The organism is Streptomyces sp. NPDC044106, assembly GCF_056433985.1.
Genome location: NZ_JBWKFZ010000011.1, coordinates 141,239 through 163,163, shown reverse-complemented (window position 1 = coordinate 163,163; position 21,925 = coordinate 141,239). Strand labels below are relative to the sequence as shown.

General features: G+C 69.7%; 16 protein-coding genes. 7 read left to right on the top strand and 9 right to left on the bottom strand.

The features are described 5' to 3' along the window. Positions 1-62 precede the first annotated feature (62 nt). Positions 63-719, top strand: a complete 657-nt coding sequence (locus tag AC07DI_RS21490) for an ANTAR domain-containing response regulator (protein WP_478905675.1) — start codon at positions 63-65, stop codon at positions 717-719. Between the two features lie 79 nt (positions 720-798). Here the strand turns inward: AC07DI_RS21490 and AC07DI_RS21485 are convergent, their stop codons facing one another. The 5 genes from AC07DI_RS21485 to AC07DI_RS21465 all read right to left on the bottom strand — a co-directional run bounded on the left by AC07DI_RS21485 (position 799) and on the right by AC07DI_RS21465 (position 6,552). Beyond that, positions 799-1,515 (bottom strand): ABC transporter ATP-binding protein, encoded by a 717-nt coding sequence (locus AC07DI_RS21485; protein WP_384255680.1) that lies wholly within the window; start codon positions 1,513-1,515, stop codon positions 799-801. Then, positions 1,512-2,336: an ABC transporter ATP-binding protein gene (locus tag AC07DI_RS21480; RefSeq protein WP_384255677.1), complete on the bottom strand. Its 825-nt coding sequence runs from the start codon at positions 2,334-2,336 to the stop codon at positions 1,512-1,514. The genes AC07DI_RS21485 and AC07DI_RS21480 overlap by 4 nt, the downstream gene beginning before the upstream one ends. 3 nt (positions 2,337-2,339) lie before the next feature. Further along, positions 2,340-4,193: a branched-chain amino acid ABC transporter permease gene (locus AC07DI_RS21475; RefSeq protein WP_478905674.1), complete on the bottom strand. Its 1,854-nt coding sequence runs from the start codon at positions 4,191-4,193 to the stop codon at positions 2,340-2,342. Positions 4,194-4,198: 5 nt separating this feature from the next. Then, positions 4,199-5,128, bottom strand: coding sequence for a branched-chain amino acid ABC transporter permease (locus AC07DI_RS21470; protein ID WP_470830484.1), 930 nt, complete (start codon positions 5,126-5,128; stop codon positions 4,199-4,201). A gap of 164 nt (positions 5,129-5,292) precedes the next feature. Further along, positions 5,293-6,552 carry a branched-chain amino acid ABC transporter substrate-binding protein gene (locus tag AC07DI_RS21465; protein ID WP_384255668.1) on the bottom strand — a complete coding sequence of 420 codons (1,260 nt, stop codon included), beginning with the start codon at positions 6,550-6,552 and terminating at the stop codon, positions 5,293-5,295. Positions 6,553-7,075: 523 nt separating this feature from the next. Between AC07DI_RS21465 and AC07DI_RS21460 the strand changes: the two genes are divergently transcribed. Next, positions 7,076-7,399 carry a hypothetical protein gene (locus tag AC07DI_RS21460; protein ID WP_384255665.1) on the top strand — a complete coding sequence of 108 codons (324 nt, stop codon included), beginning with the start codon at positions 7,076-7,078 and terminating at the stop codon, positions 7,397-7,399. A gap of 40 nt (positions 7,400-7,439) precedes the next feature. Here the strand turns inward: AC07DI_RS21460 and AC07DI_RS21455 are convergent, their stop codons facing one another. The 3 genes from AC07DI_RS21455 to AC07DI_RS21445 all read right to left on the bottom strand — a co-directional run bounded on the left by AC07DI_RS21455 (position 7,440) and on the right by AC07DI_RS21445 (position 10,737). Then, on the bottom strand, positions 7,440-7,835 hold the full coding sequence (locus AC07DI_RS21455; RefSeq protein WP_478905673.1) for a hypothetical protein: 396 nt from the start codon (positions 7,833-7,835) through the stop codon (positions 7,440-7,442). Between the two features lie 87 nt (positions 7,836-7,922). Continuing rightward, the gene (locus AC07DI_RS21450; protein ID WP_384255660.1) at positions 7,923-8,408 is read right to left on the bottom strand and encodes a PaaI family thioesterase; all 486 of its coding nucleotides are present in this window, start codon (positions 8,406-8,408) and stop codon (positions 7,923-7,925) included. A 49-nt stretch (positions 8,409-8,457) separates the two neighbouring features. Continuing rightward, a complete protein-coding gene (locus tag AC07DI_RS21445; RefSeq protein WP_478905672.1) occupies positions 8,458-10,737 on the bottom strand; it encodes an FdhF/YdeP family oxidoreductase in 2,280 nt (759 codons plus the stop codon). 122 nt (positions 10,738-10,859) lie between these two features. Between AC07DI_RS21445 and polA the strand changes: the two genes are divergently transcribed. From polA to AC07DI_RS21420, 5 genes are all read left to right on the top strand, one after another. Beyond that, positions 10,860-13,613 (top strand): DNA polymerase I, encoded by a 2,754-nt coding sequence (gene polA, locus AC07DI_RS21440; RefSeq protein ID WP_478905671.1) that lies wholly within the window; start codon positions 10,860-10,862, stop codon positions 13,611-13,613. An 880-nt stretch (positions 13,614-14,493) separates the two neighbouring features. Beyond that, positions 14,494-16,254, top strand: coding sequence for a lytic transglycosylase domain-containing protein (locus AC07DI_RS21435; RefSeq protein WP_478905670.1), 1,761 nt, complete (start codon positions 14,494-14,496; stop codon positions 16,252-16,254). Positions 16,255-16,422: 168 nt separating this feature from the next. Continuing rightward, complete coding sequence (locus AC07DI_RS21430) at positions 16,423-16,557, top strand: SPW_0924 family protein (protein ID WP_478905669.1); 135 nt, start codon at positions 16,423-16,425, stop codon at positions 16,555-16,557. Between the two features lie 41 nt (positions 16,558-16,598). Then, positions 16,599-17,597 carry a cell envelope lipid trafficking protein PgfA gene (gene pgfA / locus AC07DI_RS21425; RefSeq protein ID WP_384255648.1) on the top strand — a complete coding sequence of 333 codons (999 nt, stop codon included), beginning with the start codon at positions 16,599-16,601 and terminating at the stop codon, positions 17,595-17,597. 138 nt (positions 17,598-17,735) lie between these two features. Next, positions 17,736-19,181 (top strand): NF041680 family putative transposase, encoded by a 1,446-nt coding sequence (locus AC07DI_RS21420; RefSeq protein ID WP_478905775.1) that lies wholly within the window; start codon positions 17,736-17,738, stop codon positions 19,179-19,181. A 190-nt stretch (positions 19,182-19,371) separates the two neighbouring features. Here AC07DI_RS21420 and hrpB read toward each other — a convergent pair whose 3' ends face one another. After that, positions 19,372-21,921 carry an ATP-dependent helicase HrpB gene (gene hrpB / locus AC07DI_RS21415; RefSeq protein WP_478905668.1) on the bottom strand — a complete coding sequence of 850 codons (2,550 nt, stop codon included), beginning with the start codon at positions 21,919-21,921 and terminating at the stop codon, positions 19,372-19,374. Positions 21,922-21,925 lie beyond the last annotated feature (4 nt).

The following is a 21,925-nucleotide window of genomic DNA, read 5'->3' as shown; positions in this document are numbered from 1 at the left end:
ACCATACCGCAGCTAGGTAGGCTCTTGGGAGCTGCACCCCTGCCCTGATCTAGGAGCCCCCCGTGACCGCCCCCGAGTCGCCCCAGCCCACCGACGCGTCCGACGACGACAAGTCGCACGTGCCTCCGCTGACGACCCGCGTCGTCATCGCCGAGGACGAGGCCCTGATCCGGCTCGACCTCAAAGAGATGCTCGAGGAAGAGGGCTACAGCGTCGTGGGCGAGGCCGGCGACGGGCAGACCGCCGTCGAGCTGGCCCGTGAGCACAGGCCCGACCTGGTGATCCTTGACGTGAAGATGCCCGTCATGGACGGCATCTCCGCGGCGGAGAAGATCGCGGAGGAGTCCATCGCCCCGGTGCTCATGCTGACCGCGTTCTCGCAGCGCGATCTCGTCGAGCGCGCGCGGGACGCGGGCGCGATGGCGTATCTCGTGAAGCCCTTCAGCAAGACGGACGTCGTCCCGGCGATCGAGATGGCTGTCTCGCGCTTCACGGAGCTGAAGACGCTGGAGAAGGAGGTCGCCGACCTCTCCCAGCGCCTGGAGACGCGGAAGCTGGTGGACCGGGCGAAGTCGATCCTGCAGACGGAGTACGGCCTGACGGAGCCCGCCGCGTTCCGGTGGATCCAGAAGACGTCGATGGACCGTCGTCTTTCGATGCAGCAGGTCGCGGAGGCGGTCATCGAGGACGCCGAGGAGAAGAAGGCGTCCAAGGGCTAGGACCCCAGTCCGGAGTACGTACGACGAGGCCCGCACCCCCGGCTCGGGGTGCGGGCCTCGTCGTATGCGGGGCAGGCGTTCAGTCCTCGCCCAGGTACGCCTTTCGCACGGACTCGTCGTGGAGGAGGTCGCCGCCGGTTCCGGAGAGGACGATCCTGCCGACTTCCATGACGTGGCCGTGGTCGGCGAGGGAGAGCGCGGCCTGGGCGTTCTGTTCGACGAGGAGGATCGTCGTGCCGTTTGCCTTGAGTTCGGCGATGGTCGCCATGATTTTCTGCATCATGATCGGGGAGAGGCCCATGGAGGGTTCGTCGAGCATGAGCAGTTTCGGCTGGGACATGAGGGCGCGGCCCATGGCGAGCATTTGTTGTTCGCCGCCGGAGAGGGTGCCTGCGGCTTGCTTCTTGCGTTCGCCGAGGATGGGGAAGAGTTCGTATGCCCGCTTGATGTCCTTTTCGATGCCTGCTTTGTCGGTGCGGAGGTAGGCGCCGAGGCGGAGGTTGTTCTCGATGGTCATGCGGGGGAAGATGTGGCGGCCTTCGGGGGAGTGGGCGAGGCCTTGGGCGACGATTTGGTCGGCGCGGTATTTGCGCAGGGGCTTGCCGTTGAACTTGATGGAGCCGCCGACGGGCTTCAGTAGCCCGGACAGGGTGCGCAGTGTGGTGGTCTTGCCCGCGCCGTTGGTGCCGATGAGGGTGACGACTTCGCCTGCTTCGACTTTGAAGGAGATCCCTTTGACGGCTTCGATCTTGCCGTAGGCGACGCGGAGGTCCTCGACCTCGAGGAGCGTGGTCATGAGTTGTTCTCCTCGAAGGGTTCGCCGAGGTATGCGGCGATGACGCGGTCGTCCTGTTGCACGGTTTCGCTGGTGCCTTCGACGAGTTTCTCGCCTTGGACGAGGACGGCGACGCGGTCGCAGAGGTTGAAGATGAAGCGCATGTCGTGCTCGATGACGAGGACGGCGATGCCCATGTCGCGGATGGCGAAGACAAGTTCTTCGGTGGTGCGGGTTTCTTGGGGGTTCATGCCGGCGGTGGGCTCGTCGAGGAGGAGGAGGCCCGGTTCGCTGGCGAGGGCTCGCGCGATTTCCAGTTTGCGTTGTTCGCCGTAGGGGAGGTTGCGCGAGAGGTGTTCTGCTTTTGCGGCGAGGCCGACGAATTCGAGGAGTTCCATGGCGCGGGCTTTGGATGCGGCTTCCGCCTTGTGGAATCCTGGGCCGCGCAGGAGTGCCGACCAGAGGCCTTCTTTTGTGCGGGTGTGGCGGCCGACGAGGACGTTTTCGAGGACCGTCATGTTGGCGAAGAGGCGGATGTTCTGGAAGGTGCGGGCGATTCCTGCGGCGGTGACTTTGAAGGATTTGGCGGGGAGGATGTGTCCTTTGTAGCGGACTTCGCCTTCGGTGGGGATGTAGAGGCCGGTGAGGCAGTTGAAGAAGGTGGTTTTGCCTGCGCCGTTGGGTCCGATGAGGCCGACGATTTCGCCGGTGTTGACGGTGAGGTCGACGGAGCGTACGGCGGTGAGGCCGCCGAAGCGCATGGTGACGCCGCGGGCGTCGAGGACGGTCTCGCCGGCTCGGGGGGCCGGGGTGGGGTCCTTTTTGGTGGTGTCCGTGGTCATGGGTCAGACCCCCGTCTTGCTGAGGGCCGCGGGCGGCGGCGTCTCGCCGGGTTCGAGTTCGGCCTCGTGGAATTCGAGTTGGCGGCGGCGGTTGGGGATGAGGCCTTCGGGGCGGAATCGCATGAGGAGTGCGAGGGCGAGTCCGAAGGCGAACAGCTGGTAGTCGCCGAGGAATTGGAGTTTGTTGGGGATGAGGTAGAGCAGTGAGGCGCCGACGAGGGGTCCGCTGATGGTTCCCATGCCGCCGAGGACGACGGCGGCGAGGAGGAAGGCGGAGTTGGGTGGCACGGAGTTGGCGAATTGGTACTGCTCGGGGGTGACGGTGTAGGTGACGTGGGCCTGGACGGTGCCCGCGAGGCCTGCGAGGGATGCGCCGAGGGCGAAGGCGATGAGTTTGACGCGGAAGCCGTTGATGCCCATGGCGAGTGCGGCGGTCTCGTCTTCGCGGATGGCGACCCAGGCGCGGCCGATGCGGCTGTCTCCGCTGCGTCGGAATACGAGGACGACGACGAGGGTGATGAGCAGCATCAGGAAGAAGTAGTTGGCGAAGCGGCCGATGGTCTGGCCGAGGATGCTGTGTTCCACGCCGAAGTCGAAGCCGAGGATTTTGAGGTTGGGGATGGAGGAGATTCCGTTGGATCCGTTGGTGATGTCGGGTCCTGAGGAGCCGTCGCTGTTGTTGGCGGCGAGGCGGAAGATCTCGCCGAATCCGAGGGTGACGATGGCGAGGTAGTCGCCGCGCAGGCGGAGGGTGGGGGCGCCGATGAGGACGCCGAAGACGAGGGAGGCGCCGGCGCCGACGAGGATGGCGCCCCAGAAGGGGAGGTGGATGTCGAAGGGGGAGGAGGGGCTTCCGGAGACCATGGATGCGGCGTAGGCGCCGACGCCGAGGAAGGCGACGTATCCGAGGTCGAGGAGTCCTGCGAGTCCGACGACGATGTTCAGTCCGAGGGCGACGGTGGCGAAGATGAGGATGTAGACGCCGATGGTGGCGTATTGGTCGTCGCTTTGGGTGAAGGGGAATGCGGCGGCTGCGAGGAAGGCGCCGATGAGGGTGATGTTGCGGTGGCGTGCGGTGTAGGTGGAGATCTGTGCGACGAGTCCTGCTTTGGTGAGTGCGGCGAAGCCGAAGCCGACGGTGATGAGGAAGCCGATGAAGAGTTCGTCGTATTCGGTGCCGATGCCGTAGGTGAAGACGAGCAGGCCGGTGGCGAGGGCCGCGATGATGATGAGGATTTCGAGGTATGAGTTGAGCTTGCGGGGCGGGGCCGGGGTGTCTGCGGCGAAGGCGCCCTTGATGATGATGCGGCTGTTGCGGGCGCGGTGTTTGTACTGTTCCCAGGTGCTGTCTTCTTCGTCGACCGGGTAGGTGTGGGGTCGTTTGAAGGGGAGGGCGAGGGCGCCGGTGAATGCGGCGAGGGTGGCGATGGCGACGATCCAGCCGCCGGGTTCGAGGTTGGCGAGTCCGCCGAGTTTCTTGGCTATGGCGAAGAGCGTGTACCAGGCGGTGGCGAAGGCGGCGAGTGCGGCGTATTTGAGGGCGGCGTCGGCTCCGGCGGGGGCGAGGGCGCGCAGGCCTTTGGTGCCGTAGGAGGCGAGTCCGTAGAGGGTGGTGAGGGCGCCGGCTATGAGGACGAGCCATTGGAGGCCGCCGGGGTAGCCGTAGACGGTGAGGTCGCCGGGGAATGCGGAGGTCCAGGTCCAGGCGAGGAACGCGGAGATGACGGTGAGGGCGCCGCCGCCGGTGGCGAGTGCGCGGGCGGGGCCGGTGGGGAGGGGGATGAGTCCGGTGTCGGGTGCCTCTTTGGCCGGGTTCTGCGGGTGAGGGGCGTCGGCCGGTGTGGTGTGTGTGGTCATGGTGGTCACGCCCTGTCCGCGACGCGCTCGCCGAGTAGGCCTTGGGGCCTGACGAGGAGGACGATGATGAGGAGTACGAAGGCCCAGACGTCGGCCCAGGACTGGCCGCCGAGTTTGTCCATGCCGGGGACGTCGTTGATGTAGGCGGTGGCCATGGATTCGGCGAGGCCGAGGACGACGCCGCCGATCATGGCGCCGTAGATGTTGCCGATGCCGCCGAGGACGGCGGCGGTGAAGGCTTTGAGGCCGAGGATGAAGCCCATGCGGAAGTCGATCTGGCCGTATTTGAGGCCGCGGGCGACGGCGGCGATGCCGGCGAAGGCGGCGCCGATGGCGAAGGCGACGACGATGACGCGGTCGGTGTTGATGCCCATGAGTTTGGCGGTGTCGGGGTCTTGTGCGGTGGCTTGCATGCCGCGGCCGATGCGGGTCTTCATGACGAAGTAGCCGAGGGCGACCATGCAGATGGGTGCGGCGACGAGGAGGAAGATGTCGCCGGGTTGCATGGTGACGGAGCCGATGTGGATGGAGCCGCCGGGGAGTTCGGGGAAGGAGCGGGCCGATTTCGCCTCGGGGTACCAGGCCCAGACGGCTTGCTGGAGGGCGAGGGAGAGGCCGATGGCGGTGATGAGCGGGGCGAGGCGTGGTGCTTCGCGCAGGGGGCGGTAGGCGAAGCGTTCCGCGCCGACGGCGATGGTGGTGGAGACGAAGATGGCGCCTATCAGCATGAGGGGGACGGCTGCCCACATGCTGGTGCCGTCGGGGAGCCAGAGCCAGACCGTGAGGGCACCGAATCCGCCGGTCATGAAGATCTCGCCGTGGGCGAAGTTGATGAGCTGGACGATGCCGTAGACCATTGTGTAGCCGATGGCGATGAGGCCGTACATGGATCCCAATAGCAGGCCGTTGACCAGCTGTTGCGGCAGTTCGTGCACCGCAGGTCCTCCGAGTCTTTCGTTGTCGTACGACCGTTTCGCGGTGGCTCGTCGGCCTGCGCGCGGTCGCACGCTCCTGGTGACGAGTGCGACGGATGCGACGCCGCGCGGGGCGCTGGTGTGTGAGCGCCCCGCGCGGTCTGTCGTGGGCTGCGGGTGGTGCGTCAGTTGGATCCGGCGTAGGTGCCGGATTCGACGGGCTTCCAGCCGGTCTTGGGGTCGGTGGTCTTGACCTGGTAGACGGTGAGCTGCTTGTTGGTGGCGTCGCCGTATTCGTCGAAGGAGACCTTGCCGGTGACGCCGTCGAAGGTGACGTCCTTCATGGCGTCGATGACCTTGGTGCGGGCGTCCTTGGAGTCGGGGAGTTTGCCGTCGTTGTCGTCGACGACCTTTTTGACGGCTTCGATGATCGCCCAGGCGCTGTCGTAGGAGTAGCCGCCGTAGGCTTCGTAGGCTTCCTTGAAGCCGGCCTTCTTGTAGTTGGCGATGAACTCCTTGGCGGAGGGGAGTTCTTCGACGGGCTGGCCGACGGAGGTGGCGTAGTCGCCGATGCCTTGTTTGCCGGAGAGTTTGATGAAGTCGGCGCTGTAGATGCCGTCGCCGCCGACGAGGGGGGCTTTGGATCCGGCTTGTTTCATCTGCTTGCTGAGGGGTCCGGCCTGGGGGTATTCGCCGCCGTAGTAGACGAGGTCGGCGTCGGAGTTGCGGATCTTGGTGGCGACGGCGCCGAAGTCCTTGGTGTCGGGGTTGATGTGTTCGGTGCCGACGACCTTGCCGCCGAGCTTGGTGAACTCGTCCTTGAAGGTGGCGGCGAGTCCGGCGCCGTAGGTCTTCTTGTCGTCGACGACGAAGACCTTCTTCTTCTTGGCCTTGTTGTAGAGGTACTGGGCGGCGAAGGGCCCTTGGATCGCGTCGGTGGTGGCGGTGCGGAAGTAGGTCTTGTAGGGCCGCGCCTTTTTGCCGCCGTTCCAGTCCGGGCCCTGGGTGAGGGCGGGGTTGGTGTTGGCGGGGGAGACCTGGACGAGTTTGGCGTCGTCGAAGACCTTCTGCATGGATTCGGCGACGGAGGAGTTCAGGGGGCCGACGGCTCCGAGTACTTCCTTGTCGGCGACGAACTTGGTGGCGTTGGTCTGTCCTGACGAGGGCTGGCCCTGGTCGTCGAGTGCTTGGATCTTGAACGTGACTCCGTCGACGTACTTCTTCTCGTTGGCCTGCTTGGTGGCGAGGTCGACGGAGTTGCGGATGCCGAGGCCCAGTGCGGAGAGTTCACCGGTCAGGGGCGCGTCGACGCCGATGACCACGGTGGTTCCGCCGCCGTCGGCCTTGTCTCCGTCGTCCTTGTCGTCGCGCGAGCCACAGGCGGTGAGGGTGAGAGCCCCCGCGGTGAGTGCAGCGGTGATGGCTATGAGCGAACGTTGACGCACGATCAGTCCTTTCCCCTGGCACGGCTGTCCCTTGTTGGGATGCCGAGTCGAGCGCGGAACCGAACTGACAGGAATCCGGTGGGCGCGGTGACTGGCCGTGACTCTAAGGGTGGCTTTGTTCCTGGTGGAGTGGTCGGGCCAAGGCTGTGACGCTCTTGTTATGCCACGGAGTATTCCGGGCTGGAACACGGGGGGCGGTTGGGGCTGAATATGGCCTTGTTCGGTGGATCTCGACGTATCCGCATGCTGAGAATCTCCAGGGCAACTGGCAGGACTGTAAAGCCTTTTGACTCATGACAGTGGTGTTCGTGGGCATGCGGCGGTGAGAGCCCCGGAAAGATCATTCGCGTATTCCGGACCCAGGATGTAACTCTGCCTCTCGTTTGCGCGCGTATTACGCAGAGTTACTTCCAGGAAAGGGAGGCCGGCATTCCGGGGCACTTCTCCGCATTCGCGAATGTGCATCGTGATGATCAACTTCCGGGGTGATCCCGATTTCAGCGTGAAAGGGGCGGGAGGGGATGTGCTGACCGAAAGAGCCGCCGACGGCTGGGCCACCCGCCGGACGGTCACCGGCGGTCCCGACTCCTGCGCGAACGCGATGCCGAAGGTGAAGCTCCGGTCGCCGGCCCGCGGGTGCGAGATCCCGCCCGCGTACGTCACCGACACGCTCTGCGACGGCCAGGGCGGGCCCGGCGGGGGCGGCTCGGGCGGTGGCTGCGGGCGGGTGAGGAAGAGGGTGAGGCCGGCGGCGCAGGCGAGGGCGGCCGCGGCGGCGATGCCCGCGGTGCGGCGGCGGCGCCGGTGCGGGAGGAGCCGGGCCGGGGGCGGGGGGACGGGCCGGTGATCGTAGGTGTCCTCGCCCGGTTCGACCGGGCCGATGGCGTTCACACCCACGGCCCGCCGCTCGGCCCGCCGTCGCGGTACCGCTCGGCGCACCGCTTGCGCGCCTGACCGGCTATCGAATCCCGGCCCGCGGCGGCCGATTCCCGCCTGCGCTCGGTGCGCGCGGCGTCCAGGATGTCGCGCAGGATCAGGTACTGCCCGTTGGACAGACCCATCGACTGGTAGTCGCCGTACCCGGGGTCGCCCGAGTCGTAGATCTGCCGCGCCCACTTGGTGATGATCGTCGTGCAGAGGGCGGCGGGGGGCGTGGTGCCGGCGGCGGGGCCGGAAGTGGCGCCGGGACGGTCGTCGGATCCGGCGCTCTCGCATCCGGTGGAGAGGGGGGCGGCGAGGGCGGCGGTGAGGGCGAGCGCACAGAGCGATATCCGGTGCGTCATGGGGAGACGCTAGTGCGCAGCCGCCCACTCCGACAATGAGCCTGCGCCCGCCCCTTCTGAAGCCTGCCGGCTGTTGCGGGCGCCGGGTCAGCCCGCCGAGGCGACGGAGCCGGTCTCCGGGGTGGCGTCGCGCAGCATGCAGGTCAGGCGTGCGCTGCACACCCGCTTGCCCTGGTCGTCGCTGATCACGATCTCGTACGTCGCCGTGGAGCGGCCCCGGTGCACGGGCGTGGCCACGCCGGTGACCAGGCCGGAGCGTGCTCCGCGGTGGTGCGTGCAGTTCAGGTCGACGCCGACGGCGAGCTTGTCGACGCCGCCGTGCAGCATCGCGCCGACCGAGCCGAGGGTCTCCGCGAGCACCGCGGACGCGCCGCCGTGCAGCAGCCCGTACGGCTGGGTGTTGCCCTCGACGGGCATCGTGCCGACGACACGCTCCGCCGACGCCTCCAGCACCTGCACGCCCATGCGGGTGCCGAGGTGCCCCGCCGAGAACAGGGAGGGCAGGTCGACGCCGAGCGCGGCGTACTCGTCGATGACCTCCTGCGGGAACTTCACGCTGTGCTGCTCACCCATCGGCCCGGCTCCGTTCGTTCGGCTGCGTCACCTGTCGCTGAGCGAACGCTCAGTCGAGGGCCGATTGTTCCAGGCGTACGACGACGGACTTGCTGGCAGGGGTGTTGCTGGTGTCCGCGGTGGCGTCCAGCGGCACCAGGACGTTGGTCTCGGGGTAGTACGCGGCGGCGCAGCCGCGGGCCGTCGGGTAGTGCACGATCCGGAAGCCGGGTGCGCGGCGCTCCACGCCGTCCCGCCATTCGCTGACGAGGTCGGCGTACGTCCCTTCGGCGAGGCCGAGGTCCGCGGCGTCGTCGGGGTTGACCAGGACGACGCGGCGGCCGTTCTTGATGCCGCGGTAGCGGTCGTCGAGGCCGTAGATGGTGGTGTTGTACTGGTCGTGGGAGCGCAGTGTCTGGAGCAGCAGCCGTCCTTCGGGGAGGGCCGGGTACTCGACGGGGGCCGCCGTGAAGTTGGCCTTGCCGGTGGCCGTGGGGAAGCGGCGTTCGTCGCGCGGTGCGTGGGGGAGGGCGAAGCCGCCGGGGTGGGCCACCTTGGTGTTGAAGTCCTCGAAGCCGGGGATCACGCGCGCGATGCGGTCGCGGACGGTGGCGTAGTCCTTCTCGAACTCCTCCCAGGGTGTGTGCGACGCGCTGCCGAGGACGCGCCGGGCGAGGCGGCACACGATGGCCGGTTCGGAGAGCAGCTGCTTGCTCGCGGGCTTGAGGCGCCCGCGTGAGGCGTGCACCATGCCCATGGAGTCCTCGACGGTCACGAACTGTTCGCCGCTGCCCTGGACGTCGCGTTCGGTGCGGCCGAGGGTCGGCAGGATCAGGGCGCGGGCGCCGGTGACGGCATGCGAGCGGTTGAGCTTCGTCGAGACGTGCACGGTCAGGCGTGCCTTGCGCATCGCGGCTTCGGTGACCTCGGTGTCGGGGGAGGCGGCGACGAAGTTGCCGCCCATCGCGAAGAACACCTTGGCCTCGCCGTCGCGCAGGGCCCTGATGGCGCGGACGACGTCCAGGCCGTGGTGGCGGGGCGGCGCGAAGCCGAACTCCTTCTCCAGAGCGTCGAGGAAGGCGGGCGCGGGCCGCTCGAAGATGCCCATGGTGCGGTCGCCCTGCACGTTCGAGTGGCCGCGGACGGGGCAGACGCCCGCTCCGGGGCGGCCGATGTTGCCGCGCAGCAGGAGGAAGTTGACGATTTCGCGGATGGTGGGGACCGCGTGCTTGTGCTGGGTGAGGCCCATCGCCCAGCACACGACGGTGCGCTTGGAGGCGAGGACCATGCGCAGGGCTTCCTCGATGCGGGCACGCTCCAGACCGGTGGCCTTGAGGGTGTCGTCCCAGTCGGCGGCGGCCGCGGCCTCGGTGAACTCCTCGTAGCCGTGGGTGTGTTCGCGGACGAACTCCTCGTCGACGGCGCCCTCCGTCTGCAGGATGAGCTTGTTGAGGAGGCGGAAGAGGGCCTGGTCGCCGCCGAGGCGGATCTGCAGGAAGAGGTCGGTGAGGGAGGTGCCCTTGAGCATGCCCTGCGGGGTCTGGGGGTTCTTGAAGCGCTCCAGGCCGGCCTCGGGCAGCGGGTTGACCGTGATGATCTTCGCGCCGTTGTTCTTGGCCTTCTCCAGGGCGGAGAGCATGCGCGGGTGGTTGGTGCCCGGGTTCTGCCCGGCGACGATGATCAGGTCCGACTTGTAGAGGTCTTCGAGGAGGACGCTGCCCTTGCCGATGCCGATTGTCTCGGTGAGCGCGGAGCCCGACGACTCGTGGCACATGTTGGAGCAGTCGGGGAGGTTGTTCGTGCCGAGTTCGCGGGCGAACAGCTGGTAGAGGAACGCCGCTTCGTTGCTGGTGCGGCCCGAGGTGTAGAACACGGACTCGTCGGGGGAGTCGAGGGCCGCGATCTCCTCGGCGATGATGTCGAAGGCGCGCTCCCAGGAGACCGGCTCGTACCGCTCGCCGCCCTCCGGCAGGTACATGGGGTGGGTGAGGCGGCCCTGCTGTCCCAGCCAGTACCCACTGCGGGTGGCGAGGTCGGCGACGGGGTGCGCGGCGAAGAAGTCGGGGGTGACGCGCCGCAGCGTGGCCTCTTCGGCGACCGCCTTCGCGCCGTTCTCGCAGAACTCCGCCTTGTGCCGGTGGTCCGGCTCGGGCCAGGCGCAGCCGGGACAGTCGAAGCCGTCCTTCTGGTTGACGCGGAGCAGCGTCAGCGCGGTGCGGCGCACGCCCATCTGCTGCTGGGCCACCCGCAGCGTGTGGCCGATGGCGGGCAGGCCCGCGGCGGCGTGCTGCGCGTCGGCGACCTGCGGCGCGTCCTGGACCGGATCGCCCTTGGGCGGCTTGCTTGCCATGGTCGGCTCCCCTTCGAGCACGTGTGTGAGCTACGTCTCCGATCCTCCCACGCGGCACTGACGGAGGGGGCGTGGGCCGGGGTTGGGCCTCAGTGTCAGTGGGGCGTGGCAGGATCGGGGACGTGGCAGAAACAGCAGCGAAGAAGAAGTCCGAGACCGCGGTGGCGAAGGGCCGGAAGGCCGGCGGTGAGCAGCGTCCGCGCCTGATGCTCATGGACGGGCACTCCCTGGCGTACCGGGCGTTCTTCGCGCTGCCCGCGGAGAATTTCACGACGGCGACGGGCCAGCCGACGAACGCGATCTACGGCTTCGCCTCCATGCTGGCGAACACGCTGCGTGACGAGGCGCCCACGCACTTCGCGGTGGCGTTCGACGTCTCGCGCAAGACGTGGCGTTCCGAGGAGTTCTCGGAGTACAAGGCGAACCGCTCCAAGACCCCGGACGAGTTCAAGGGGCAGGTCGAGCTGATCGGCGAGATGCTCGACGCGATGCACGCGGTGCGTTTCGCGGTTGACGGCTTCGAGGCGGACGACGTGATCGCCACGCTGGCCACGCAGGCGGAGGCGGCCGGCTTCGAGGTGCTGATCGTCACGGGCGACCGGGACTCCTTCCAGCTGATCACCGACCACGTGACGGTGCTGTATCCGACGAAGGGCGTCTCGGAGCTGACGCGCTTCACGCCGGAGAAGGTCGTCGAGAAGTACGGGCTGACCCCCGCCCAGTATCCGGACTTCGCGGCGCTGCGCGGCGACCCGTCGGACAACCTGCCGGGCATCCCCGGTGTCGGTGAGAAGACCGCCGCGAAGTGGATCAACCAGTTCGGTTCGTTCGCCGACCTCGTCGAGCGCGCCGACGAGGTCAAGGGCAAGGCCGGGCAGAACTTCCGCGACCACCTGGAGGCGGTCAAGCTCAATCGCCGCCTCACCGAGATGGTGCGTGACGTCGAACTCCCCAAGGACGTCGCCGACCTGGAGCGCGTGGCGTACGACCGTACGGCGCTCGCGATGGTCCTCGACACCCTGGAGATCCGCAATCCCTCGCTGCGTGAGCGCCTGCTCGCCGTCGACCCGGGTGCACAGGAGGCCGAGCAGGCCCCGGCCGAGCCGGGCGTTGAGCTGGACGGCGCGGTGCTCGGCGCGGGCGAGCTCGCGCCGTGGCTGGCCGAGCACGGCAAGGCGGTCCTCGGCATGGCCACGGTCGACACCTGGTCGCTCGGTACGGGCACGGTGACCGAGGTCGCGCTGGCCGCGGCGGACGGGGCGGCGGCGTGGTTCGACCCCTCGACCCTGGACGAGGCCGACGAGAACGCGTTCGCGGCCTGGATTTGCGACCCCACCAAGCCGAAGGTCCTGCACAACGCCAAGGGCGCGATGCGGGTCTTCCCGGAGCACGGGTGGACGGTGGACGGCGTGACCATGGACACGGCGCTCGCCGCGTACCTGGTGAAGCCGGGCCGCCGCTCCTTCGCCCTGGACGCGCTCTCCCTGGAGTACCTGGGCCGTGAGCTGGCGCCCGCCGCGGCGGCCGACGGGCAGCTCGCCTTCGGTACGGAGGAGGACGACCGGGCCGAGGCCGACTTCCTGATGTCGCAGGCCCGCACCATCCTCGATCTGGGTACGGCCTTCGGGGAGCGGCTGACGGAGGTCGGCGCGAGTGATCTGCTCGCCGACATCGAGCTGCCGACGTCGGCGCTCCTGGCCCGCCTGGAGCGGCACGGCATCGCGGCGGACCGCGGCCATCTGGAGTCGATGGAGCAGCAGTTCGCGGGCGCGGTGCAGCAGGCCGTGAAGGAGGCGCACGCCGCGGCGGGCCACGAGTTCAACCTGGGCTCGCCCAAGCAGCTCCAGGAGGTCCTCTTCGGCGAGCTGAACCTCCCCAAGACGAAGAAGACGAAGACCGGTTACACCACGGACGCGGACGCGTTGGCCTGGCTCGCGGCCCAGACGGAGAACGAGCTGCCGGTCATCATGCTCCGCCACCGTGAGCAGGCGAAGCTGCGCGTCACCGTCGAGGGTCTGATCAAGACGACCGCGGCGGACGGCCGCATCCACACCACGTTCAACCAGACGGTGGCGGCGACGGGCAGGCTCTCCTCCACGGACCCGAACCTGCAGAACATCCCGGTCCGCACGGACGAGGGCCGGGCGATCCGCCGCGGCTTCGTCGTGGGCGAGGGCTTCGAATCCCTCATGACCGCGGACTACAGCCAGATCGAACTGCGCGTGATGGCGCACCTCTCCGAGGACGAAGGCCTCTTGGAGGCGTTCTCCTCCGGTGAGGACCTGCACACGACGGTCGCCTCGCAGGTGTTCGGCGTCGAGGGGTCCGCGGTCGACGCGGAGATGCGCCGCAAGATCAAGGCCATGTCGTACGGCTTGGCGTACGGGCTGTCCGCCTTCGGCCTCTCCCAGCAGCTGAACATCGACGCGGGCGAGGCGCGTGCGCTGATGGACACGTACTTCGAGCGGTTCGGCGGTGTACGGGACTATCTGCGCCGCGCCGTCGACGAGGCGCGCGCCACCGGTTACACGGAGACGATGCTCGGCCGCCGCCGGTACCTGCCCGATCTCAACAGCGACAACCGCCAGCGCCGCGAGATGGCCGAGCGGATGGCTCTGAACGCGCCGATCCAGGGCACGGCCGCGGACATCGTCAAGATCGCCATGCTGAACGTCCACGGTGCGCTCACCGCGGCGAAGCTGGACTCGCGGATGCTGCTGCAGGTCCACGACGAAATCGTCCTGGAGATCGCGCCGGGCGAGCGGGCGAAGGTGGAGGAGCTGGTCCGCAGGGAAATGGCGGGAGCGGTGGCCCTGCGGGCGCCGCTGGACGTGTCGGTAGGGGTCGGCCCGAACTGGGAATCCGCCGCGCACTAGTCCCTCCCGGGGTGGGGGGCGGTGTGGGGTGGGTGGGGTCCGGGGGCCTGTGTCGGGTGGATTGTGGCTCGTCGCGCAGTTCCCCGCGCCCCTCGGGGGCGTTGCGGTGTGGGCCCTGGGTGCGGGTGGGTCGTGGCTTGTCGCGCAGTTCCCCGCGCCCCTTGTGGGGTGTCGCGGTGCGGTCTTGCCTGCCGGCCCGCTGTGGCTGCTCGCGCAGTTCCTCGCGCCCCCATGCGGCCCCGCCAGGGGCGCGAGGAACTGCGCGCTCAACCACGGACGTATGCGCGGACGAATGAGCGTGTCCAGCCCCCCCAGGGGCGCGAGGAACTGCGCGACAAGCCACAATGCACCCGCAGGCAGGATGAGCCCGCCCGCCCGCTCAGGGGCGCGAGGAACTGCGCGCTCAACCACCACGCACCCGCAGACAGAATGAGCCCGCCCAGCCCCCCCCAGGGGCGCGGGGAACTGCGCGACAAGCCACGGTGTGCCCGCGGTCGGGGTGAGAGCTAAGGCTCCCACGCAGGGGGGGGCGCGGGGAACTGCGCGACAAGCCACCGCGTGCCCGCGGTCGGGACGAGAGCTGAGCCCCCCTGACGCGGTCGCGGGACAACACCCGCCGGCTCCGCCAGGAGTGCGTACCATCAACCGCATCGCCAAGCCCCGCCCCGCGCCACGTAACAGACCTGTCGCGACCACAAGGCCAACTGGTAAAAACCGGGCACGAACGGGTGTCTGGGTGCCCGAAGTTGTCGTAGTGTCGCCTGAGTCGACCCGCAGGAAGTACGAGCGTACGACAGCAAGCGTGTACGAGCGGAAAAGCGCGTACGCGAAGGTGGGGGCGGCGAGCAGAAGTCGTCACAAGGGGAGGGGTGGCTCGGTCATGGCGCCGGTAATCGGCAGGCGGCTGCGCAGAGGAACGGTGACCGCCGCGGTGGCCGCGGCAGCGGTGGCGGCTCTGGCCGCGTCGCAGGCCCCAGGCGTGACGGACGTACCGAGAGACGAGCCGGCGGCAGGCGCATCGGACGCCACCCCGCCGCCCGGCGACGGCTCCGCGACGGGCAACTCCCCCTACTACACCGACCTGCCGCGCCTGCACAGCCCCGTCCCGCCGAACAGCGGTGACAAGGAGGCCGAGGCGGGCCTGCCGGCCACCGTCCTGGACGCGTACAAGAAGGCCGAGCGCGCCCTCAACGCCGACAAGCCGGGCTGCAACCTGCCCTGGCAGCTGCTCGCCGCCATCGGCAAGGTGGAGTCGGGCCAGGCCCGCGGCGGCCGCGTCGACGCGGACGGCACGACGCTCGAGCCGATCCTCGGCCCGCCCCTGAACGGCATCGGCTTCGCGAAGATCACCGACACCGACAAGGGCGCCTACGACGGGGACACGACGCACGACCGTGCCGTCGGCCCCATGCAGTTCATCCCCTCGACGTGGGCCACCTCGGGCCGGGACGGCAACAACGACGGCAAGAAGGACCCCAACAACGTCTACGACGCGGCGCTCGCCGCCGGCTACTACCTCTGCGCGGGCGACCGCGACCTGGCCGTCGAGGACGACCTGCACGCGGCGATCCTGAGCTACAACCACTCCGAGGAGTACCTGAACACGGTCCTGTCGTGGCTGGAGTACTACCGCAAGGGCACCCACGAGGTGCCCGACGGCTCGGGTGTCCTGCCGGACGATCGCAGCGACCACCGGTTCCCGGGCCTCGGCTCCGGCCTGACGTCGCCTCTCTCCCCCACGCCGAAGCACAAGCCCGGCAACAAGCCCGGCTCCGAGGACCCCGGCAACAACGGCAACAGCAGCCACAAGCCGAAGCCGCCGCGCGAGGGCGAGGGCAGTCACAAGCCCGCCCCGTCGCCGGCCGTTGTCGACGTTCTGGCGAACGCGGGGACAGGCGATCTCGTCGCGAGGACGGGCGACACCTTCACCGAACGCGTCGCGGTGCGCGCGGAGTCGAAGTCGGGTGACTCCGTGCCGAAGACCACGGTGAAGTTCCGCGTCGTCGGCGCCACGGACACCCGCTTCGAGGGCGGCGCGAGGAGCGTCACCGTCACCACGGGCGCCACCGGCAGGGCCACCGCCCCCAAGCTCGTGGCCGGCGAGAAGGCGGGGAAGTTCAGCGTGCTGGCCACGGTCGTGGGCCACCGCGCGGTGCCCGGCGTCGACTTCGACGCGGAGGTCACCGCACGGCAGGCCGACGCGCTCGCAAGGACCACGGACAAGCCGCTGGTCTGCGCACCGGGCAAGGCGTTCGCCGACCGGGTCGAGGTCAAGGCGACGTACAAGGGCAGGGCGGCCGACGGCGTCGCGGCCACCGCCACGATGATCAAGTCGGCGACGGACGCGAACGCCAACGACAAGGGCCCCTACTTCAAGGGCGTGGACGGCAAGCCGGTCCGCACGCTCCAGGGCCTCAAGACGGACGCGAACGGCGTGCTGAGGCTCCCGAGGATGTACGCGGACGACGCGGCGGGCACGTACCTCCTGCGCATCGTCACGGAGGGCGGCGCCACCCTCACCGTCGAACTGAAGGTGGTGGCCGCCGCGGAGCCCGACACGACGCCCACACCGTCGACCTCTACGAGCCCCTCCCCGAGCGGCACGCCGGACGCCTCCCCGAGCGGCACGCCGAGCGCCTAGCCGTACGGCCGCGCGGCCACCGCGCAGCCTCCGACCGCCCCTTCGCCACCCACGGCGAGGGGGCGGTCCGTGTTTGTGCAACGTGTTCTCATCTCGCCGTTCCGTTGCTACGGTGCCCGCCCTGACGCCCTATCAGTTCCGGCCGCACGCCGAATCGGGAGGCCCCGCATGCGCGCCCTCATCGCCGCAGCCACCGGCCTCGCCGTCGCGCTCGCACTGGTCCTGACCATCACGGCGATCGGCGCCCCAGCGGGCAAGACGTCACCCGAGCCGCTCCTCACCACCGTCCCCGAGCACCCCTAGACGCACACCCACTGCCCACAGCCGTAGGGAGGGCCGCCGCGATGCGCCGCAAGGCCAGCCTCGTCCTGCTCGCCTTCGCCGTGTTCTGCACGGCCATGTCCCCGCTCATGCGCTGGTACGCCTTCCCCCGCCTCGCGAAGATCCCGCCGAGCCAGTACCAGGAAGCGGTCCTGGAGGCGGACGATCCGACCCTCATCGACTACGGCACCATGAAGGCCAAGAAGATCGACAAGGTCACCATCGTGCAGACCCTCAAGGGCAACGTGGAGGCTTCGGAGAAGATCGAGAAGAGCGCCGACCGCGACGTCGTCGTCTGGGACGCGCTCTCCTACGTCCAGGACGACAAGGGCAAGATGGTCTCCAAGATCCCCGAGCGGTACATCTTCGACGCGCACAGCCAGGAACCGGTGCACGCCACGGGCGAGATGGTCGACGGCGACGCGGTCAAACGCGAGGGCATCGAGTTCAAGTGGCCGTTCCTGACCGAGAAGCGGGACTACGAGTACTTCGACGCGCAGGCCCGCATCACCCGGCCCATCCACTACAAGGGCACCCAGGACTTCCGCGGCCTGAAGGTCTACTACTTCGAGCAGACCATCCCCTGGACCAAGGTGCCCTTCCCCAGGACGATGCCCGTCAAGGGCATCACCGCCCAGTCGCTCGCCAAGACCGGCACCACCCGCTGGTACACCACTGTCCGCAAGTTCTGGGTCGACCCGACAACCGGAGCACCCGTCTACGGAGAGGAGATCCAGCGCAACGAACTGCGCGGCGGCACCCTCCTCGGCGGTCGCGACAAGGTCACGGTCTTCGCCGGGCACGTGAAGATGCGCGAGGACTACATCAGGGACACCGTCGACCTGGTCAAGTCCCAGCGCGTCCTGGTCCTCCTGCTGACCTCGTACCTGCCCTGGGGCTTCCTCGTCCTCGGCACGCTCCTGCTGGCCCTCTCCCTCTGGCTGGAGGCCCGCAGCCGCAGGCCGGACGACCCGGCACCGGCGGCCGCGAAGGACCCCGCACCGGAACCGGTGGGCGCCTAAGCTTGTTCTTTTTCTTCCGGGCTCGAACGGTGTCTCGAACTGGGTCGCTCACCAGGGGGTTTGCCGGACGTGGGGGCGGCCTTCGTCTGATCCTGTGCTCCGACCAAGGTGCACGTGACCGAGACGAAGGCCGTGAGGGTGAGTCTGCTGCCTGATGCTGTGCGGAGGGATGCGTTCGCGGAAGCGTCACGCTTTCGGGGCGCGTTCTACGAGTGTCTGACCGCTCGGCGCGAGGAGTTGTTCGAGCTGGTCGACGCGATGCTGTGTGCGGACGGGGCGGTGAAGTCTCCGGTGGACCTGACGCTGCTGCCCGAGCATCGGCGTGGGCACGGAGCGATGTACGGCGGCCTGAACCACGGCCGGATCGATGTCGACCAGGTGCGGACGGTGCTGGCCGGGCTGTCGCTGCCGCGGTTCGACGGCGGACGACTGGTCCTGGCCGTCGATGTGTCGCCATGGCTTCGCTCGGACGCGCCATGCTCGGCCGAGCGGCTGTTCTGCCACGTCTACGGCCGGGCGAAGACAGCGTCGCAGTTCATCCCGGGCTGGCCCTACTCCTTCGTCGCCGTCCTGGAGCCGGGCGCCACCTCTTGGACCGCGATCCTGGACGCGGTCCGGCTCGGACCGGCGGACGATGCCACCGCGGTCACCGCCGCCCAGCTGCGGGGAGTCGTTGAACGGCTCATCATCGTCGGCCAGTGGCAGAGCGGCGACCCGCATATCGTGATCGTCAGCGACGCCGGTTACGACGTCACCCGCCTGGCCTGGGTCCTGCGCGATCTGCCGGTCGAGCTGGTCGGCCGGGTCCGCTCCGACCGCGTCATGCGACTGCCGAAGCCGCCTCGTGTCTACGACCCGAAGGGCGGACGACCGCCCAAGCACGGCCCGGAATTCCACTTCACCAAGCCGGAGACCTGGCCCGAGCCCGCGATCACCACGGTCACCGCCACCACCAACTACGGCAAGGCCGGGACACAGGCATGGGACCGGGTCCACCCACGGCTCACCCACCGCTCCTCATGGCTCGACCACGACGGCGAACTCCCGCTGGTCGAAGGCACGTTGATCCGGTTAAAGGTCGAGCACCTGCCGAAGGACCGGGATGCCCCGCCGATGTGGTTATGGTCCTCCAAGACCGGCGCCACACCGGACGACGTGGACCGTTTCTGGCAGGCATTTCTTCGCCGCTTCGACCTGGAGCACACCTTCCGCTTCGCGAAGCAGACCCTGGGCTGGACCACTCCCAAGCTCCGTACTCCCAAGGCAGCGGACCGCTGGACCTGGCTCCTGATCGTCGCTCACACCCAGCTCCGACTCGCCCGGCCTCTCGCCGAAGACCTCCGCCGGCCCTGGGAGAAACCCACCGCCTCCGACCGGCTCACCCCGGCCCGGGTCCGCCGGGGGTTCAGGAACATCCACGCTCACCTCGCCTGCCCGGCCCGTGTTCCCAAACCCCAAGGCGCCGGTCCCGGACGGCCCCCCGGCGCCAAGAACAAACACCGGGCACCCCGCTACGACGTCGGCAAAACCGTCAAACGCCCCGAGACCCTCAAGGCCATCGGCAAGCCCCGAAGATCTTGGTAGATAAAGAACAAGCTAAGAGCCTGTCTTTGAACCCCCGTCTGCGCCCCGGCGCCCGGCACGCACGCTCGGCGCACGGAGCCCCAGGACAGGTGGCTCCGCCACATGACCTGGGACTCCGCACTCCGATCGAACGCACCGAACACCGCTGCGCCCGCGCTTCGCGCGGACGACGGGGGTTCAAAGACAGGCTCTAACCCCCCGCGCCCCGCCCCGCCTGTCGGGCCTTCGTGTGCCGGGTCGGTTCGGCCGTCGCGGGGTCCTCCGGCCACGGATGCTTCGGGTAGCGGCCACGCAGGTCGGCGCGGACCGCGCGGTAGCCGGTCCGCCAGAAGGAGGCGAGATCGGAGGTGACGGCGGCGGGCCGGCCCGCGGGTGACAGGAGGTGTACGACCATCGGCACCGTGCCGCCCGCGATCTCCGGGGTCTCGGCGAGCCCGAACATCTCCTGCAACTTGACGGCCAGTACGGGCTGACCGGGATCGGAGTAGTCGATCCGGATCCGGGACCCGCTCGGCACCTCGAGCCGCTCCGGGGCGAGCTCGTCGAGGCGGACGGCCTCGCCCGTGGCCCACGGCAGCAGCCGTGCGAGAGCCTGCCCGGCGTCGATCCTCGCCAGATCCGCCCGTCGCCGCGCCCGGGACAGCTCCGGCTCCAACCACTCCTCCACGCGCGCGTGGAGGGCGTCCTCCGACACGTCGGGCCAGGGCGCCCCGAGGTGCCGGTGCAGGAACGCGAGCCGCTCCCGCAACTCCCGGGCGCCCCGCGACCAGTTCAGGAGCCCCGTGCCCGCCTCCCGCAGCCCGGTCAGCAACGCCTCCCGCACCAGCCGGGGATCGGGGTCCCGCAACGGGCGCACCACCAGCTCCACGGCGCCGAGCCGCTCCACATGCCGCGCCACGAGCTCACCGTCGCCCCAGGCCACCTCGTCGCCCTCGGAGTACAGCGGGGCCGCGGCGTCCCGCGCGACGTCCTCGTCGATGTGCCCGGCGAGCAGCACGCGCGCGTGCCCCGCGCCCACCGGCCGGTCGGCCACGGCCACCGCGAGCCACTGCGCCCGGGAGAGCGCGGAGCCCTGCCGCACCTCCGCCCGGGTGCCGCCCGCCATGAGGTACGTTCCGCCGCCCACGCCGCGGGCCACCCGCTCGGGAAACGCCAGCGCGGCCACCAGCCCCGCGACCTGCTCGTCACTCCCGCCACCGGCTCCGCAGGGCCCGCCCGGCACCGACGAGGCCAGCCGCCTCGCCTCGGTCCGCCACCGCGCCGCGTAGGAGTCGGCGCCCCGCCGCGCCGCCCGCCAGGCGCCCGCAAGGTCGTCCCCGTACTCGCGGGGCGGCTCCTCGCTCAGCAGCGCCACCGCCTCCGCCGCCCGCCGGGTGCCGACACGCGGTGCCGCGTCGAGGAGGGCACGGGCCAGGCGGGGGTGCAGGCCCACCCGGGACATCCGCGTCCCCCGCTCCGTGGCACGGCCGCTGCCCGCCTCCACCGCCCCGACCGCCACGAGGACGTCCCGCGCCGCCGCCATGGCGCCGCCCGGCGGCGGGTCGAGGAGCGCGAGCCCGGTGGCGTCGGGATCGCCCCAGCACGCCGTCTGCAGGGCGAACGCGGCGAGGTCGGCCACCTTGATCTCCGGCGCGGGAAAACGCGGCAGACGCCCGTCCTCCGCCTCCGCCCAGCACCGGTAGACGGCCCCCGGAGCCTCACGCCCTGCCCGGCCCGCCCGCTGCCGCCCGGCCGCCTGCGAGGCCCGCACGGTCGTCAGCGCGCTCAGCCCGCGCGCGTGGTCGACCCGCGGCTCCCTGGCGAGGCCCGCGTCCACGACGACCCGCACCCCGGGCACGGTCAGGGACGACTCGGCCACCGCCGTGGCGAGCACCACCCGGCGCCCCGGCGCGCCGGCGAGCACCGCGTCCTGCACCGCGGCCGGGGCCCGCCCGTGCACCTGGAGCACCTCCACGTCGCCGAGCCCCGTCAACTGCCCGGCCACCCGTGCGATCTCCCCGACCCCGGGAAGGAAGCACAGGACGTCCCCGTCCCGCTCGGCCAGCGCCCGCCGGACCACCGAGGCCACATGGGTCAGCAGCGCGGGGTCCACCCGCATGCCGTGCGGCGGCCGTACCGCGCGCGGGGGCGGCGCCCAGACGACTTCCACGGGATGCGCGACACCTTGCGCCCGCACCACGGGAGCGCCCCCGAGGACGCGCGCCCAGCCCTCCGCGTCGGTCGTCGCGGACGCCGCGACAAGGCGCAGCTCGGGCCGCAGCGCAGCCCGCACGTCCACCAGGAACGCCGCCACGGTGTCCGCGTCCAGGTGCCGCTCGTGGCACTCGTCGAGGATGACGACGTCGACGCCGGCCAGCTCCGGGTCCCGCTGGAGGCGCTGGAGCAGGACACCCGTCGTGACGACCTCCACGCGCGTGGAGGGCCCCACGACCCGCTCGCCGCGCACCGTGTAGCCGACGCTTTCACCGGCCTTCTCGCCGAGGAGCCACGCCATCCGCCGTGCGGCGGCCCGTGCGGCGATCCGCCGCGGCTCGGCGACGACGATGCGACGTACGACGTCATCGGCGCCGTCGAGGAGACCGGCCAGGAATCCGGCGAGCGCCAGTGGCACCAGCGTCGTCTTGCCCGTCCCCGGCGGGGCGCACAGCACGGCGCTGCCCGGCCCCTCCAGAGCGGAGCGGAGGGCGGGCAGCGCGTCGCGTACGGGCAGATCGAGGGCGTCGTTACGAGGAGCGGTCACGCAC